Below are 19191 nucleotides of genomic sequence, written 5' to 3' on the forward strand. Positions count from 1 at the left end.
TTGAGTGACTTAGATTTGAGAGAATTTTAAGGATTTGTAGGTGATGAAGTATATTAATTCTTGCATTTACTTGATAATAGAATTAAGTTGACCGCATTTGATAATTACTGAAAATAATTTCTTAGCAATTAAAATAATCAGATTTGACTCTTGAAATAATTTTCAGTCTTTAGTTTTGCGATTCTGAGTTTTGTATTCTTTTCTATATCTAGATGGGGGCATACCCATTAATTTTTTAAATGCTCTAGAATAATAGTAGGGGTCTTCATACCCAATTTTCTGACATATTTCTTTAATACCCATATCTGTAAAATAGAGATACTGGCACGACTTCTGAATTTTAAGCTTATTAAAGTATTGTATAGGTGAGTAGCCCATTTTTTTCTTGAAGAGCTCAGAATATCTTGATACAGAGAGATTTTGTTCTTCAGCGATTTCTTCTACTTTAAAATTTTGATTTAAATTCTGGTTTAAGAATTCAATTGATTTTGTAATTATATCTGTTTTTAGGTCTGAAGGGCTTAACTCTTCAGCATAGATCATATGCATAAGTAAATTAAGTAAGCTGGTATTTGCAAATTCTAAACTTCTCGTTTCAAAACCGCTTTCTAATACGGTCATTATTTTTATAAAATCTTTTTGCCTTCTTTCGCTCCTGGCTATTGTTTTAACCTGATTGGGTTCTTTATTTTCCAGATAATATTTATATAAAAAATCTGCCTTTGAGCCTAAAAAGTGGCTCCAATAAATCGTCCAGGGATATTCTGTTGAGCTTTGATAATGATGCCCTACATGAGGAGGGATTATAATATAAGAATTGGGGACCAAGCTATATTTAGCGTTTTCTACTTCTATAGTTCCGTTACCTTCTGTACAATAAAGCAATATATATTCTTTACTACCAGATTTTCTTTTTCGGTCGTGATAAATAGCTTGAGGATAAAATCCTATAGCGCTTGTATAGAAATCTTTTATAAAATCATTCGCTGCAATTTCATTTAAAACATTGGGCGGAATGGTAATCATACGCTGCCCTATGAAGCCTTCTTTTATTTTAAAATTTTTCGAAGAATAATCCATATGCATTATTTATAAGCTGTAACAATAACGTTGTAGTTTTTGCCTAATATTCAGCAAGATAATTAAATAAAACTATTAACTCACAAATAACGTGGGTTGTGAGGAAATACATAAATAATTGATTTTCAAATCGATTAATTCTTCAAGACAGTAAAATAATCCATTAAAACCATATTTTCCTCCATTTTACAGCCTAACGAAAACGATATATTTGTTTCGGAATTTTTTTGAATTCTTTGAGAATATTTTATTAGGATATAATTCGGTTCCATTTCAAATCATAAAAATCACACATTATGAAAACAAACAAACATTTTTATTTTTTAGTGTCTTGCTTAGCACTTATTATTTTAATGGGCTGCAGTGACGATGATAATGTCAATGTAGATTCTACTCCAGAATTTGCAGACTTAATAAGTGAAATATCTTCTTTGCCGGGTCAGACATTTAATTTGGAGGCGATAATTAACGATCCTGCAGGTATTAAATCTATACGTCTGCACTATGAGCCTTGGTTTTTAGATAAGACTATTAGTAAAGACTCTTTACCTACAAGTTATACCTTAAATTATAGTTTTAAAATTCCTGAAGATGCTCTTAACGACTCTTCACATACAATAAGTATCACCGCAGAGAATGCGGGAGGAGTAACCACTCAGCGCGAAGTTGTAGTTAGTTTAGATGCAGATATTACAGCACCACAAATAGCTTTTGTAAGTCCTGCAAACGCCAGTACGGTACAGATAGGGGAAGGAGATGAGATTTTATTAGATATTAACCTTACTGATAACAAGTCTTTAGGTGAGTTTAAAATTGAAAGTGATATCCTAAATGAGACTATAGAACTTTCAGAGAAGTCTGCTAACTACAATAAGTCTATAAATATTGAGCAACCCGGTCTATATATTTTCAATATTACATTAACAGATAAAGCTGGCAATACGGTTACTTCAACGCGATCTGTAAATGTTGTAGATGAACTGAATTTTCTTCAAATGTTTTTGGCAGATCAAGCAGAGCCTAGTGCTTTTGATAATGCAATATCGGGATATCCTTATGTGGCAGATGCGAGTACCGTGAGCGGAGAAGAGGGTTTTGTATTTACAATTAAATATTTTGCTGACAGTGCTAATAAAGAAGTTCGTTTTGTGGCTCAGCAAACTGGTTTTGGTCCATTCACATTTGGTGGTGATGCAAATACTCCCGGAAATTTAGTTATTGGCTCAGATGCTTCAGTTTCTCCCATTATTATTTCAGAGCCTGGATATTATGATATCAAAATGGATCTAAGGGATTTAACCTATACTGTAAATTCTATAACGGCCACTGCTCCTGCAAATATAGCTTCTGGTTTTACTGGGGTATATGCTACGGGTTCAGGTCTTTTAGTAGATGGTGTTGCTATTACACGATTTAATCCTTCGCAATCATCTGCTCCATTAAAAGTAGATCCGGATTTTCAATACAGATATTCCGCAGAGCTTGAATTTACAGCAGAAACCGGCCAGTTTATTTTTATAGGAAACCAGGTGAACTATAGCATTTTCTGGAGGTTGAATAGTGGCGATATAGAAGCTGCAAGTACTATAGTACCTCAAGGTGGTTCTAATTGTGCTTTTAGTGAGCAATATGAGGGCACTTACAAATTAACAGTAGATATATTTTTAAATACAATGACCATCACAAAGACTTAAACATGGATTTTTTTGTGTGCTTAATAATTGAGAGAATTTTAAATAACGTAAATGTTTAAATAATGAATTTTATAAAAAAGTTAGTTGTTCTAATACTTTTTTGCAATGCATCTTTATATGCGCAAAAGACGGTTAGTGGTGTGGTAACAGATGAGAATGGTACTGTTTTACCCGGAGTTAATGTTATCGAGAAGGGTACAAATAATGGAGCGGTAAGCGACTTTGACGGAGTTTATAAATTAGAAACAGCTAATGATGCCATTTTAGTTTTTAGTTTTCTAGGTTTTCAAAGTCAGGAAGTATCTGTAGCAAGTAAAACAACAATAGATGTAACCTTACAAAATGATCAGCAAGCATTAGATGAAGTTGTTGTGATAGGTTATGGGGCTGTAGACAGAGATAAAATATCAAGTTCTATATCTACTGTAGAAGGAGAGGAATTAACTAAAATTACTGCAAGTAACCCTGCTGAAAGTTTACAAGGTAAAGCAGCAGGTGTGCAGGTACTCTCAGGTGGGGGAAATCCTGGTGCGTCTCCACAAATTCTTATACGTGGGGTTACCTCAAATAATGGCACCTCACCTCTTATTGTATTAGATGGAGTGCCACAACCACAGGGTACTTCTCTTAATTTACTAAACCCTGCAGATATTAAGAATTTTCAAATTTTAAAAGATGCTTCAGCTTCTGCAATTTACGGCTCAAGAGCTTCTAATGGTGTGGTGCTTATTACCACAAAAAGAGGGAAAGAGGGAAAGACTATTATCAATTTAGATTTTTCTCAAGGCTACCAAAGGTTAGAAAAGATAAATCTTGCTGGAGCAGATGAGTATATTCAGGTAATGAATTTAAGACGCACTAATGATGGGAGTGCGCCGCTATACAACGCAGAAGATTTTACTGCAGACACAGACTGGTGGGAGGAGACAATAGAAAATTTTGCACCAGTTACAAATTTTAATTTACGTGCTTCGGGCGGTTCAGATAAAGTTAAATACGCTGCGAGTATGAGTTATTTTAATCAGGAGTCAAATTATACCAAGGGATATTATGAGAAAATAACCGCCCGTTTTAATGTTGATTTTAAGTTATCTGATAAAATTACGCTAAAACAAGATTTGAACCCTAGAATTGAAAATTTTGGAAACTCCCCTAATTTGCTCTATAGCATATTAAGAATAGACCCGCTTACAGATGTGTATTTACCTCAAAACGAGCGTGTGGGCAACAGTTTTAGTATCTATGCACCCAGCAATAATCAAGTGCCTAACCCGGTGGGAAGCGTAGCAAGGTTGTTTAATGAAACTAAGTTTTTTGCGCTTATATCTAATACGCAGTTAAATTATGAGATAACGCCAGAGCTTACTTTTAATTCGCAATTAGGATTAAATATCAATCACTCTAGACAAGACATTTTTAACCCAACATATTTTACCACGCCTAATCAACAACAAGAGATTAATAATGTGTCAAGACGTGTAAATGAGAATTTTGATTATGTTTTTAATAATACTATTAATTACACACAAGATTTCGGAAAGCATTACGTAAACCTTTTAGGTGGTGTTTTATTTGATTCTCAAACGTTTAATTATGTTTCAGCTTTTAGAGAAGATATTCCAGATGATGAAAATCCTGATCTAAGATACCTTGATGCTGCGACAGGTGAAGGTATTTCTGTAGGAGGCAATGAGGCTGTAGAGACCATTTTCTCAGGTATATTTAGAGGTATTTATAGTTATGACAATAGATATTTCTTTACAGGTACCATTCGCGCAGATGAATCTTCAAAATTTGCCAAAGGAAATAGATTAGGCGTTTTTCCCAGTGTTTCGGTAGCCTGGGATATAGATTCAGAGTCATTTTTTGATGTAGATTTTATAAGTAATCTTAGACTTAAAGCAGGTTACGGGCAGATAGGTAATCAAAATATTAACCGTAACGGACAATTTTTTGCTATAGGTACGGGTAATTATGTTTTTGGCGGAGACCGGGTAGTAACTAATTTTCTTTCGCAGTTTGGTAATCCCGGTTTAAAGTGGGAAACCGTTGAGGATAAAAACTTTGGCCTTACCGCAACGCTTTTTGATAACGCACTTGATTTTTCGGTGGAATATTATCAGAAAACATCAAAAGATTTACTTTTTAACGTAGAGCTTCCTAATTATACGGGTATTCCTGGGCTTGTTTCTCAAAATGTTGGGAGTTTTGAATCTAAAGGATGGGATATTCAAGTAGGATATAACAAAACCTGGGGAGATTTTAAAATGGATCTTAACGTAAATGTTTCTACAAATGAAAGTCGTGCTGTTGAGCTAGCTCCGGGTAACGAGCAACTTTTTGGACAAAATAGATCTGACCTGGGTAATAGATTTATAAAAATTACAGAGTTAGGAGAACGTGTAGGTTTATTTTATGGTTTTGAAACTGATGGTATTTTTCAAAATCAAACGGAGATTAATGCACATTCGTCAGAAACAGGTCAACTTATACAGCCTAATGCACAACCCGGTGATTTAAAGTTTGTAGATACTAATAATGATGGGCTGCTTAACGATAATGATTTAACAACTATAGGAAACCCGTTCCCAGATTTTTATGGAGGTTTTACAGGAAACTTCAGTTATAAAAATCTTGATCTTTCTATGCAATGGTATGGTACCTATGGTAATGAGGTATTTAATTATACGAGAACGTTTATTAATGCAGGTACTCAAGATGTTAACGTAGGCGCCGGTACTTTAGGTAGAGTCTGGACACCAGAAAATCCTAATGCAGAATTTCCAAGACTTACGTTGCTAGATCGTAATGGTAACTATCAAAGACCTTCTAGCTTATTTATTGAAGATGCATCATACTTAAGACTTCGCAACATTCAAATAGGGTATAATTTCAACATACCTAATTTTCAGAAATTGAGAGTATTTGTTTCAGGACAAAATCTGTTAACCCTTTCAGAATACTCAGGCTTTGATCCTGAGGTTGGAGCAGGTGGGGACATTATTAATGATTTTGGTGTTGACTATGCACGATATCCTGTTTCTAAAACATATTTACTAGGACTTAATTTAACTTTTTAAGATTATGAAAAAGATAGTAATACTATTTAGTTTAATTCTTACTGTAACCATCAGCGGCTGCAGTAAAGAAGAATTTCTTGATCAACCGCTTAGAGGAAGACAGCAGTTAGACGATTTCTTTTCCTCACCAGAGAATGCAGAGCTTTTTGTGAACTCAGTTTATTCAAAAGTTAATGGTGAAAGCTGGTTTCAAATAGAATTTTTCAGACAAATCTGTGAGATGTCTACAGATGATAACTGGGCAGGAAATACAGAGCAACCACGACCAGATATTTCTGGTATTGCGGCTTATAATGTTTTTGCAGGTTCATTTTATATTAATTCTTTTTGGGAAAATACCTATATAGGGATTACCCGTGCAAATATTGCTTTAGAACGTATTCCTGAAGTAGAAATGGACGAGACTTTAAAATCTCGCTTACTTGCCGAAGCACGTTTCTTAAGAGCCTGGTATTATTATGATTTAGTACGTAATTACGGGGGTGTACCTATTGTTACAACCTATACAGAATTACTAGAACCTGCGATAAATGATAAGGTACGGTCTTCGGTAGATGAGGTTTATGATTTTGTAGAAAGTGAGCTTCTTTTAGCGATTGAAGATTTACCGCTAAAAAGTGAATATGCTACAAAAGATTTAGGAAGAATTACTAAAGGAGCAGGGCAAACGCTTTTAGCTAAAACCTATTTATATCGTGAAAAATGGGCGTTGGCTCAGGATATCGCAGAAGATGTTATTGAGTTAGGCCAGTATCAATTAGAACCTAAGTTTGAAGATATTTTCTCTGTGTATAACCATCACGGGGTAGAATCTATTTTTGAAGTAGATATGATTACAAATCCTCAGTTTGCCAATATAGGAGGGCACATAAGTACTACTGCCGGTACCCGGGTAGATCAAGGTTTTGGGTGGTGTATGCCAAGTAGTGATCTTGAAAATGCATACTTAAGTGAAGGAGATGAAATACGATTACGTTCTACCATTATGAAACATGGAGAGCCAGTTTACGGTGATCCTCAGGTGACTTCATTTGATGCGGCTCCAGACCGCAATAAATCTGGTAGAACGAGTAGAAAAGCTTACATACCGCTGGCAGACCGTGAAGATCCGTATGTAAGAGGTCAACACCCGCTTCCTGTTATACGATTTAGATATGCAGACTTACTATTAGTTCATGCAGAGGCGGCCTATTTTGCAGGTGATGAGAGTGCGGCATTAACATCACTTAAAATGATACGTGACCGTGTTGAATTAGAAACAAATATGGGCTTGACCGGTAGTAGTTTGAGAGATGCAATCTGGAAAGAAAGAAGATTAGAACTTGCTTTAGAACAGCAACGTCTATTTGATCTAAGAAGGCAAAAAGTAAATGGTACTCCTAGAATCGCAACTATTTTAGGACCTAACGGAACTTTTGTAAAGTATAACACAGAGGTAAGTACAGACCCTTTTGAAACCACAAATCTGGGAGAACCTCAAGACAAAGGAGCTTTGTTTGACCCTAGTGTTCACTTATTGTGGCCCATACCGCCAGAAGAAATTCAATTGTCAAGAGGAAACATTACCCAAAACCCGGGTTACTAATAAATAAAATTAAAATGAAAAATTTTAGAAAACTTAAATTTCTGACTTTCGTAAGTATCCTCGTTTTTTTATCGAGCTGTGAGCGTGATAATTTTACAGATCCTAATGATCAGAGATTTGGTGCGGTGATAGACACCTCTAACACAACAGATGAGGTCATTGAAGATGAGGGTCCTGATTTTCAAACTTCAAGTCTTACTACAGAAATTACTGTAAGTACAACAAATGGTAAAGCAATAAACCCTCGTATTTATGGGATTAATAATGACTGGCGCAGAATCACAAATGGTATGTATCCTGCATTTCAAACTGTGTTAGAGCAAATTAATTATGAATTAATTCGGTTTCCGGGAGGCTTTGAATCAGAATTTTATGACTGGAGTGAGAACACAACTCCGGGTTGGCCTAATAGTCCTGCACAGCAGGGAGCAACAATAGAGACGGTTAAGGCATCAAATCCTAATGCAATAAGTATTGTGGTGCCTATACGTCTTGCGATGTTAGAAACTCTTTTTTCATCAGGCTGGGATACCGCTGTAGAATTGCTAAAAAGTGAGGCTGAAGATGCAATTACGCGAACCGGTGCAGCTAATATTTTAAGTGTAGAACTGGGCAATGAGTGGTGGTTGCAGTTTGCTGGTCAAGGTGTAGAACGCGAAGATAAACTCAAAAAATACGGTGAGATTGCAAAGCGGTTAGCAAGACATATCAACGAGAAATTTCCAGATTCTTCATTTAAAATTCTGGTTAATGGTGATTATACACAGCCAGAGGAATTCACGGTCTTAAATCAAATTTTTGGAACAACGCTTGACGATATAGATGGTCTTATACTACACACTTATACAGGTTATGATTCAGAATCACATGATATACGTGATTTGCAGGCAAATATAGATGCCTGCCAGACAAATCTGGGCAAGAGCTATTTATCACTCTCTGAGTGGGCTCCTTCAAAAGCTTATAATAATGGGAAAATTTATGCTCAGGGTGCTAATTTACTTGTAGAACAAATGTATGAGCACGCTTTAGCAGAAGCAGATGAGGCAGCTTTCTGGCCACCTACAAACCCGGCGATTCCCGGTCTGGGTCTTTTTAATTTTCAACTTACGCTGGCGTATCCTACCGCTCAGCTTTTTGGAGACATGGCTAGTGATTTTAGAGGTAAAGTGTTAAATGTTACAGATGGCACTGTGCGAGGCGCAGCAGCACTGCAAGAAGATGGTACTATGGTTGTTTATGTTACCGGTAAGGAAACTCCATTTACAACGGTAACATTAAATCTGGATACCGAAATAAGTGAGGTGGTTTCTGCTCAAATCTGGCAACCAGGTAACTTAGCAGATACAGCAGAAGCTACGCCCATGACTTTAATAAATGAAGTTCCATATTTTAAAAAAGACAATTCAATTGTATTTAATATTAATGAAGAGAGTCTCTACACGATTTATAAACTAGTTCTTAAAGTATCTAACTAACCTATAACTTAAGATCTCTCTCATCTAAAAGTATATAATGATTAAACTAGCAAGTAAAGTTTTTTTAATTGTAAGCGTTTCTCTTATAATCGTTATAATGGGAGGCTGTGATAAAGACAATTTTACAGATCCTAATGACCCTAGATTTGATGCAGAATTTCAAGGCGTTTCTATAAATCTTGAAAGTACTTTTCAAACAATAGATCATTTTGGAGCCTCAGGAGGTTTTCAAGATCAATGGGTAGGTAAATGGCCCGATGCAAAGCGAGAAGCTGCTGCTAAATTATTATTTAGCAATCAAAATGACGCTCAGGGTAACCCTGAAGGTATAGGTCTTAGCTTGTGGAGAACCGTTATTGGTGATGGTGCTGCAGATCAGTCTGATAGCGGTTTTCGATCTAATTCCTGGTTTAGAGAGACAGAATGCTTTCTGAGTCCAGATGGTACTTACGATTGGTCAAAGCAAGAAGGAGAGCAATGGTTTTTGGCTAAAGCGCGAGAATATGGAGTTAACAAATTTTCAGCCTGGGCAACCACGCCTCCATATTTTATGACAAAAAACGGCTATACGTTTAGCACTAGTGATGTGGCTACTTTTAATTCTCCTGAAAGCAATTATGAAGCCTATGCTAATTTTTTAGCATCCGTTATGAATCACTATGAGGGCGCAGGTTATAATTTTGAAACTATTTGCGCATTTAATGAAACGCAATATGAGTGGAATGCGGTGATAGGTGAGGCTTCACAATCTGGCACAAGGGTGACTAATGCAGAAGTTGCAGCAGTTACACGAATTATGGATGAAGTATTTACAGAGAAAGGAGTGAATGCTAAAATTATGATACCAGAAGCTGCACAATTAAAATATCTCTTCGAAGGGACTACTAATACCGAAAATCAAATTGAAGAATTTTGGGAGGAATCTAGTGCAAACTATATAGGTGATCTTAATAATCTTTCCCAGCATGTCGCCGGTCACAGTTATTTTAGTAACAACACCACTGAAGAATCACTTCGACAGCGTAAATCACTAAATTCTAAATTACAAAGTAATCCTCAAAATCTTGATTACTGGCAAACAGAATATAGTTTACTTGGCGCTGCCTATCAGCAAAATAGGGATGTAAATACTTTAGAGGATATAGATTATGCTCTTTGGCTTGCCCATATTATTCATACTGATTTGGTTTATGGAAATGCGACTGGTTGGAGCTTCTGGACAGCTTTTAATCAATCTCAATTTGGAGATCACCCTAATCGTTTTAATTTAATATTGTATACTCCTAATGTAGATGGGCCATCAAATACAGACGGTACGTTTCAGGAGAATAAACTTTTATGGGCATTGGGCAATTACAGCAGATTTGTAAAACCAGGTATGGTTCGTTTTGCTATTGAAGATCCTGATTACACAGATGATGTAGCCTCAATAGAAAATTTTATGATATCTGGCTACACAGACCTATCAAATAAGGAAATTGTTCTGGTATTAATAAACGCTACAGAAGATACAAGAAGTCTGGCTTTAGATGGATATGCAGAAAGGTTTTCAGTTGTAGGTGATATTTTTGAAATGTACACAACCTCCGCAACAGCTAATTTAAGAAAATCAACTACTAATGCAGAAGAGATAACAATACCCGCAAAATCTATTGTTACTTTGCGTGCTCCACTTAATTAATTCTTTTGAAATTTTAGTTATTTATAAGGTCTCTCTCTAGAGATCTTTTTTTTTGTAAAATTTTACGGTTTACTAAAATTTCAAACGTTTTTTTATAGCCACTACTGCTGTCGTTATCAAATGCAGTAGGAATAGAACACTTAAATTTAAACTTGAAACATTAAGTAAAAAGGGGTTTAAGAGCCTTTTTGTGAAGAATTGAACGAATTATAAAACCATTTCGTAAGATTATCCATTTTTTGAATTGATAAGTCCATTTCAAACACCCTGTAGATAGAATAAATTTGAGAAAGCACAATGAAGTCGGTTTTTATAAACTTTCAAAATATAATAGTATGGTAAAGTCTGGTATGTTGACAGTTTCACTAATTCTTTTTTTAAGCATGATATCCTGTGGCTCAAAACAAGAGAAAAAAGTAATTGCAGATGAGAATCCAGTAAGACCTAATATTGTTTTTATTCTTGCAGACGATTTAGGAATTCACGATTTGAGTGTAACCGGGAGTAATTATTACGAGACTCCTAATATAGACCGTATAGCAAAAGAGGGTACTGTATTTACTCAGGGATATGCTGCAAGCCAGGTTTGTAGTCCTTCTAGGGCGAGTATAATGACCGGTCAATCTACCGCACGACATGGGGTTACAGATTGGATAGGAGCTGCCTCTGGCTCAGACAGGAAAGGCAATAATAAAATTATGCCGGCATCTTATAACCATAAACTAGACGCTAACGCAATCACATTGCCTGAGGCATTTAAAGAAAATGGTTACACTACATTTTTTGCGGGCAAATGGCACTTGGGAGACACACCTTCAACCCCAGAAAATAATGGGTATGACATAAATGTAGGTGGCTGGGAAGTAGGAAGCCCTAAAGGCGGTTATTTTTCTCCCTGGGTAAACCCAAAATTACCTAATAAAGAAGCTGGTGAGAATTTATCAATGCGTCTCGCAAAAGAAACTAACCAATTTATTGAGAAGCAAGACGGAACACCATTTTTTGCGATGTTATCATTCTATGCAGTTCACGGTCCCATACAAACCAGTGAAGAGGCGTGGAGTAAATACAGAGAGAAGGCAGAAGAACAAGGTATAGCTGATACAGGTTTTGAGATGGAGCGTATTTTGCCTATTAGAACTAAACAGGATAACCCTGTTTATGCAGGTCTTGTTGAGCAGATGGATAAAGCTGTGGGAGTAGTTCTTAATAGACTTGAAGAACTAGGGATTGCAGATAATACGATAATTGTTTTTACTTCAGATAATGGAGGTGTAGCCTCAGGAGATGCTTTCTCTACTTCTAATTTACCTCTTCGTGGTGGTAAAGGATATCAATGGGAAGGTGGTATTCGAGAACCGTATTTTATTAAAGTTCCTTATGTAAAAGCGGCACCAAAAGAAATAGACTATCCGGTTACAGGAGCAGATTTATATCCTACATTACTAGATTTAGCAGGATTACCTCAGAAACCTAATCAATCTAAAGACGGGGTAAGTTTAAAGCCATTATTTACTGGAGAAAAAATTAATGAGCGTTCTTTATTTTGGCATTATCCGCATTATGGAAACCAGGGAGGAGAACCTTCCTCGATGATTAGAAAAGGTAATTACAAATTAATTTACTACTGGGAAAGTAGTAAAAGTGAGTTATACAACTTATCAAGTGACCCATCTGAGCAAAATGATATTGCTAGGGCAAACGTTGAGCTTACTGCTCAACTTCAAGAAGAGCTTTTAAATTATCTTGATGAAGTAGGAGCAAACAAACCAATAGCAAACCCAAAATATGATGCTGCTAAAGCAAAAAAACTTTATCAAGATCGTAAAAATAGGTTACTGCCCAGATTAGAAGCTGAGCGTAAAAATATGCTTTCAAAAGATTATGAGCCTAATGCTACATGGTGGGATAGTAAAGTAACTAAAGACTAAATAGATTATGCTTAAGTACTCGTGTAATATAGTTCAAACAAAAAAAATATTTCAGCGAAGTGTAGCATCAATTATGTTGCAAATACTTCTGCTAATGGGGATAGTTTCAATACCTGTAAAAGCGCAAACGATACAATTAAAAGTAGATTCTCAAGAAGAGTTTCAAATGATTGATGGTTTTGGAGCTTCAGATGCATGGCGGTGTCAGTTTGTAGGAGCAAATTGGCCTGCTGCGAAAAAACAACAAATGGCAGACTGGCTTTTTAGTCAGGAACTTGATGCCAATGGTAGCCCAAAGGGTATAGGGTTATCACTATGGCGTTTTTATATTAGTGCAGGCACGACAGAGCAGGGTGATGATTCAGACATTAAAAATGAATGGCGACGTGGAGAATCTTTTATTGATGCAGAAGGGAACTATGACTGGTCTAAGCAAGCAGGGCAACAATGGTTTTTACGCAAAGCGAAAGATGCAGGAGTGGAAAAATATTTGGCATTTTCTATTGCGGCACCTACGTTCTGGTCTATAAATAATAAAGGTTATGCTGCTACAAAAAATGGCGAAATGAATATTAAGCCTAGCCATTTTGAAGCTTATGCGAGCTTTATGGTTCAGGTTTTGAAACATTTTAAGGCGGAAGGTCTTCCGTTTGATTATTTAAGTCCTATTAATGAGCCGCAATGGGATTGGGAAAAATCTTCGCAAGAAGGTACACCAGCAACAAATAAAAATTTAGCACAACTTACCCGGTTACTAAATGTTGGTATTGAAGAGAAAAAGCTAGGTACTAAACTAGTTCTGGCCGAAGCAGCAGATTTACGTTTTCTATACTCAGAACATAATAAACCCGAGAGATCAGAGCAGATTGAAGAGTTTTATGCTGATACTTCTAGAGAAAAAGACACATATATAAAAGATTTGAGTAATGTAATACCTACCGTTTCGGGACATAGTTATTTTACCACCTGGCCGGTTGAGAATTTAATTCAGATACGGCAGGAGCTTAATCAAGCACTTACACAAAACAACATAGATTACTGGCAAAGTGAGTTCTGTATTCTCGAAGAATCAGAAGACATAGGTAGTGGCCATAAACGAGATTTAGGGATGGCAACTGCGCTCTATGTTGCTCGCGTTATTCACGCAGATCTTACTTTAGCAAATGCCAAATCCTGGCAATGGTGGACGGCTATAACAATTGCAGATTTTAAAGATGGGTTAATCTATTTAGATACCGGTAATCCTGAGGATATGTACAATAAAACCTCTCTTAAAACCGATGGCGAATTTCACGATTCAAAATTATTATGGGCCTTAGGAAATTACTCCAGATTTATTCGACCCGGTTTTCAGCGGGTGGGAGCAAATTATACCAGTGCTAAAAGTCTCAAAGAGCAATATGAAGAGTTAATGGTTTCAGCATATAAGAATTCAGATACCGGTGATCAGGTTGTTGTATTAATTAATTATGCAGACGACGATCAGCAAATAAAGATTAATACTTCAGATACTAAATTTTTGTACGCTTATGAAACTTCAGAAGACAAAAATCTGGAACATCGTACCCTATTGAGTAATCAAGTTACACTAGCAGCGAGAAGTATTACGACGCTTACAAATACCAATTTATAATTTATTAAAATCATTTAAATGCAAAACACAAAATTCAATTTTAAATACCTGCTTTTCCTTGCGCTTGTATCTGCAATGGGAGGATTTCTTTTTGGTTATGATTGGGTAGTTATAGGTGGGGCTAAACCTTTTTATGAGCTCTATTTTAGTATAAATGAAATGCCTTCTTTACAAGGGTGGGCTATGAGTAGCGCACTGGTAGGTTGTATTTTTGGAGCGGTAATTTCAGGGTTGGTTGCAGATAAGTATGGTCGTAAAATTCCGCTTATTTTAGCTGCAGCACTGTTTACACTTTCTGCTTTTGGTACGGGTTATGTTGACACATTTACTCCTTTTATAGTGTACAGACTTATTGGAGGGTTAGGTATTGGTTTAGCTTCTACCTTATCGCCTATGTATATCGCAGAGATAGCACCTGCAAAATACAGAGGGCAGTTTGTAGCCATCAATCAGCTTACTATTGTAATAGGTATTCTTGCTGCACAAATAGCAAACTTTCTTATTGCAGATACAATCCCTGATGGTCTTAATGCAGATCAAATGCTGGTTTCCTGGAACGGGCAAACGGGATGGAGATGGATGTTCTGGGCAGAATTAATCCCTGCTGGATTATTCTTTATCCTTATGTTTTTAGTACCTAAGAGTCCGCGATTCTTAGCTAAAATTAATGAAGACAGTGCTGCCTTAGATGTACTTAAGCGTATAGGTGGATCAAGTTATGCTACCAGCGAATTAGAAAATATGAAGCTTACTCTTAAAGAAGGAGGTAAGCAAAAAATTAAGCTATCTGAGTTACGTAGCAAAAAAGTACTTCCCATTTTAACTATAGGTATTGTATTGGCATTTTTTCAGCAATGGTGCGGTATTAATATCATATTTAATTATGCCGAAGAGATATTTACCGCTGCTGGTTATAGTGTAGGAGATATGCTTTTTAATATCATTATTACAGGAAGCGTAAACCTCATATTTACTTTTGTTGCAATGCGTACGGTTGACAGCTGGGGTCGCAGAAAATTAATGATTTTTGGTTCTATTGGTCTTGCTCTTGTATATGCTTTATTAGGAGGAGCGTATTATTTTGAGTTTAAAGGCTTACCGGTTTTAATTTTAGTGATTGTAGCTATCGCTATATATTCTATGTCGCTAGCGCCTATAACCTGGGTAGTGTTATCAGAGATTTTCCCTAATCGATTAAGAGGAGTTGCAATGTCTATAGCAACATTTTCTCTATGGATAGCTTCATTTATTCTAACCTTCACTTTTCCTATTTTAAATGATTTGCTTGGTGCTTACGGTACATTCTGGGTTTACAGTGGTATCTGTATTCTGGGATATTTATTTATTAAAAATAAGCTGCCGGAAACTAAAGGAAAAAGTCTTGAAGAAATTGAATTTGAACTTACAAACAGAACTGATGAAAACTAAATTACAGTATTTAATTCTGTTTGCGGTTCTGTTTACATTGAGTTGTAAAGCTCAAGTTACAGGCCCAGATTATCTAGATTCTTTAAAACAAGAACTTCAGGTCAAATGGCCTAATAATCGAACTATTAATCTTGTATTTCACGGGCATTCTGTACCTACAGGATATACCACAAAAGGAGTGTTAGATCGAATGCATTCCTATCCTTTACAGACTTTAAAGGCGGTTAATGATCATTATCCCTATTCTGTTGTAAATAGCATAACTACTTCGATAGGTGGTGAGCAGGCAGAGCAAGGAGCTAAGCGTATGCAGGATGTATTTACGCACAAGCCAGACGTTATTTTTATAGACTATGCACTTAACGATAGAGGAATAGGTTTAGAACGCGCTAAGGTTGCGTGGGAGTTGATGATAAAACAGGTTTTAGAACAGGATATTAAATTAATTCTGCTTACACCTACTCCAGATTTACGAGAAGATACTACTTCAGAAGATACACAGCTTGCTATGCATAGTGCACAGATACGTGAATTAGCTGCTAAATATAAAATAGGATTGGTTGACAGCTATGCACTTTTTAAAAATCTGGCGGTTAAAACAGATTTAGAAGGGTTTATGTCTCAAAACAATCACATCAATCAAAAAGGACATCAGCTTGTTTCTCAATTAATTTTTGAAACCTATTTCAACTTCAAACAGTAAACCATAAGAAATGATAAAAACTTTAAAACATATTGGGTTTAGCATTTGTATTTTAAGTGTGTTAGTACTTGGCGTGAGCTGTGAGCAACCGCAAGAAATGAGTATTGATCTTTCGGGAGATTGGAAATTTCAAATAGACTCACTAGATCAGGGAGAAGATAAAAAATGGTATACCGAAGCTTTAGAAGAAACGATACGGCTTCCGGGTTCTATGGTAGAAAATGGTAAGGGGTACGATGTAGATTTAGAAACTAAGTGGACCGGTAATTTATGGAATGACAGCTTGTGGTACAAAATCCCTAAGTACGAGAAATACCGAAAAGATGATAATATAAAAGTTTCCTTTTGGCTGCAGCCTGAAAAAAAATATTACGGTGCTGCCTGGTATCAGAAAAAAATTACAATACCAGAAAACTGGAAAGATCAGGTGGTAACGTTTAATATTGAGCGTGCCCACTGGGAATCTACAGTCTGGGTTGATGATAAAAAAATAGGATCAGAAAATACATTAGGTACTGCACATCGTTACCTTCTTAAAGAACTTAAGCCAGGAGAGCATATACTAACAGTAAGGATGGATAATCGTGTGCGTGATATAAATGTTGGGCTAGACGCACACAGCATATCAGACAATACCCAATCTAACTGGAATGGTCTTGTGGGTGAATTAAGTCTTACTGCTACACCCAAAGTCTTTATTAAAAGTATAAAAATTGTTCCCGATGTAAATAATAAAAAGGCGCGAATAAAACTTACAATAGAAAACGCTACCGGTACAGTAAATACTGCGCAATTAAAGCTTGAAGCTAAAGGAATAACTCAACATGTTGCATCAGTAAAAAGCTTAACAGAAGACTTAGAATTAAAATCTGGGGATAATGAATTGAGTTTTGACTATACAATGGGTGATAATCCTGCATTGTGGGATGAGTTTGATACTAATCTGTATGAACTCAACTTGACGTTAGATTCAGATGCGGGTGTGCATTTTACAACCGAAAAATTTGGAATGCGGGAGTTTAGAGCCTCAGATAAGCATTTTGTTATTAACGATCGTCCGGTTTTTTTGAGAGGCACTTTAGAGTGCTCTATTTTTCCGTTGACGGGGTATCCACCTACAGATATAGATTCTTGGAAATCAATATTTACCACTATAAAAAAGCACGGTCTTAATCATATGCGTTTTCACTCGTGGTGTCCCCCAGAAGCTGCATTTGACGCTGCAGATGAGATAGGAGTTTACTTACAGATAGAAGCTTCTGCCTGGGCTACAATAGGAGATGGCGCTCCTGTAGATAAATGGCTTTATAAAGAAGGAGAAGCCATATTAGAAGCTTATGGAAACCACCCATCTTTTGTAATGATGGCTTATGGTAATGAGCCTAGTGGTAAAAATCACAAGCAGTATTTAATAGATTATGTAACTCACTTTAAAGCCCTAGATGGTACTAAGATGTACACAAGCGCTGCGGGATGGCCATTAATTGATAATGCAGATTACTTTAATACCCCAAAGCCACGTATTCAGCAATGGAATCAAAACTTAAACAGCATTATAAATGCAGAAGCACCACAGACGCTATTTGACTTTCAAAGTATTATAGATAATACACCTATGCCGGTGGTAAGTCACGAAATAGGGCAATGGTGTGTATACCCTAATTTCAACGAAATTTCAAAATATACAGGGGTTTTAAAACCTAAGAATTTAGAGATTTTTAAAGAGACTTTAGAAAACAATCATTTAGGTCATCTTGCAGATAGTTTAATGCTCGCATCAGGCAGACTACAAACACTATGCTATAAAGCAGATATTGAAGCTGCATTACGCACTAAAGGTTTTGCAGGATTTCAACTATTAGATTTACATGATTTTCCTGGTCAGGGAACCGCTTTAATAGGGGTGTTAGACGCATTCTGGGAAGAAAAAGGGTATGTGAGCCCGGCAGAATTCAAAGCCTTTAGTGGTGAGACTGTCCCGCTGGCTCGATTAAAACAACGCACATTCTTAAATACAGATACTTTAAATGCTTCTATAGAACTGGCGCATTATGGTGCGAAACCACTTAAAGGTGTAACACCTGCCTGGAGACTGAACAATAAGTCTGGAGAACAAGTATCAAGTGGGACCTTTCCACAAGGTGATTTTAAGATAGGCAACGGTATCGCCCTGGGCAAAATTTCACTTCCGCTAAATAGTATAAAGGCTGCACAACAATTAACGCTAAGTGTAGCGGTTGGCGAATTTGAGAATAGCTGGGATGTTTGGGTATATCCTGCAAAAAATAAAGAAATTAATAATGAACCGCGAGTTGTAACACAATTAGATGCTGCTACAATTGAATTTCTAAAACAAGGTGGGTCTGTTTTATTAAGTACTAAAAAAGGTGCTGTTGCCGCAGATAAAGGTGGCGATATTGGCATAGGTTTCTCCAGTATTTTCTGGAATACCTCGTGGACAAATGGTCAAAAGCCCCATACATTAGGAATTTTATGTGACCCCAATCATCCTGCATTAGCAAATTTTCCAACACAATACCACTCTAACTGGCAATGGTGGGATGCTATGACGCACAGCAATGCGATAATTCTAGATGAGTTTGGTCCAGATTTAAAACCTATAGTGCGTGTCATAGACGACTGGTTTGAAAACCGAAGTTTGGGATTGTTGTTTGAAACGCGGGTAGGTAACGGAAAACTTCTTGTTTCAGGAATAGATCTACACACAAATATTCAGAATCGTATTGAAGCGCAACAACTACTGTACAGTTTAAAAAAATACATGAGTAGCGATAAATTTAATCCTGCTCAAGAGTTAGATATTCAACTTATAAAGGGCTTATATGCCACTAATTAAAATACTAAGTAAAACAAACCTTTCTTTTAAAGGACCTAAGA

Annotated in this window: 11 protein-coding genes; 10 read left to right on the top strand and 1 reads right to left on the bottom strand. The window is 36.4% G+C overall.

Annotation, left to right across the window (positions count from 1 at the left end; translation table 11 throughout):
• Positions 1 to 162 precede the first annotated feature (162 nt).
• Positions 163 to 1080 carry an AraC family transcriptional regulator gene (locus tag ACIGAM_RS09950; RefSeq protein ID WP_396511306.1) on the bottom strand — a complete coding sequence of 306 codons (918 nt, stop codon included), beginning with the start codon at positions 1078 to 1080 and terminating at the stop codon, positions 163 to 165.
• Between the two features lie 296 nt (positions 1081 to 1376).
• Between ACIGAM_RS09950 and ACIGAM_RS09955 the strand changes: the two genes are divergently transcribed.
• The 10 genes from ACIGAM_RS09955 (at position 1377) to ACIGAM_RS10000 (ending at position 19150) form a co-directional block, all read left to right on the top strand.
• On the top strand, positions 1377 to 2774 hold the full coding sequence (locus ACIGAM_RS09955) for a hypothetical protein (RefSeq protein WP_396511307.1): 1398 nt from the start codon (positions 1377 to 1379) through the stop codon (positions 2772 to 2774).
• 62 nt (positions 2775 to 2836) lie between these two features.
• A complete protein-coding gene (locus ACIGAM_RS09960) occupies positions 2837 to 5854 on the top strand; it encodes a SusC/RagA family TonB-linked outer membrane protein (RefSeq protein ID WP_396511308.1) in 3018 nt (1005 codons plus the stop codon).
• Positions 5855 to 5858: 4 nt separating this feature from the next.
• On the top strand, positions 5859 to 7439 hold the full coding sequence (locus ACIGAM_RS09965; RefSeq protein WP_396511309.1) for a RagB/SusD family nutrient uptake outer membrane protein: 1581 nt from the start codon (positions 5859 to 5861) through the stop codon (positions 7437 to 7439).
• Between the two features lie 14 nt (positions 7440 to 7453).
• Complete coding sequence (locus ACIGAM_RS09970) at positions 7454 to 8917, top strand: hypothetical protein (protein WP_396511310.1); 1464 nt, start codon at positions 7454 to 7456, stop codon at positions 8915 to 8917.
• A 37-nt stretch (positions 8918 to 8954) separates the two neighbouring features.
• On the top strand, positions 8955 to 10598 hold the full coding sequence (locus ACIGAM_RS09975) for a glycoside hydrolase (protein ID WP_396511311.1): 1644 nt from the start codon (positions 8955 to 8957) through the stop codon (positions 10596 to 10598).
• A 284-nt stretch (positions 10599 to 10882) separates the two neighbouring features.
• On the top strand, positions 10883 to 12529 hold the full coding sequence (locus ACIGAM_RS09980) for a sulfatase (RefSeq protein ID WP_396511312.1): 1647 nt from the start codon (positions 10883 to 10885) through the stop codon (positions 12527 to 12529).
• A gap of 94 nt (positions 12530 to 12623) precedes the next feature.
• Positions 12624 to 14162 (top strand): glycoside hydrolase, encoded by a 1539-nt coding sequence (locus ACIGAM_RS09985; RefSeq protein WP_396511313.1) that lies wholly within the window; start codon positions 12624 to 12626, stop codon positions 14160 to 14162.
• An 18-nt stretch (positions 14163 to 14180) separates the two neighbouring features.
• Positions 14181 to 15590 carry a sugar porter family MFS transporter gene (locus ACIGAM_RS09990; RefSeq protein WP_396511314.1) on the top strand — a complete coding sequence of 470 codons (1410 nt, stop codon included), beginning with the start codon at positions 14181 to 14183 and terminating at the stop codon, positions 15588 to 15590.
• Positions 15580 to 16293, top strand: a complete 714-nt coding sequence (locus ACIGAM_RS09995; protein WP_396511315.1) for an SGNH/GDSL hydrolase family protein — start codon at positions 15580 to 15582, stop codon at positions 16291 to 16293. The genes ACIGAM_RS09990 and ACIGAM_RS09995 overlap by 11 nt, the downstream gene beginning before the upstream one ends.
• Positions 16294 to 16303: 10 nt before the next feature.
• Positions 16304 to 19150 carry a sugar-binding domain-containing protein gene (locus ACIGAM_RS10000; RefSeq protein ID WP_396511316.1) on the top strand — a complete coding sequence of 949 codons (2847 nt, stop codon included), beginning with the start codon at positions 16304 to 16306 and terminating at the stop codon, positions 19148 to 19150.
• The last annotated feature ends 41 nt before the right edge of the window (positions 19151 to 19191 follow it).

Source organism: Leeuwenhoekiella sp. NPDC079379, assembly GCF_044542075.1.
Lineage (GTDB): Bacteria > Bacteroidota > Bacteroidia > Flavobacteriales > Flavobacteriaceae > Leeuwenhoekiella.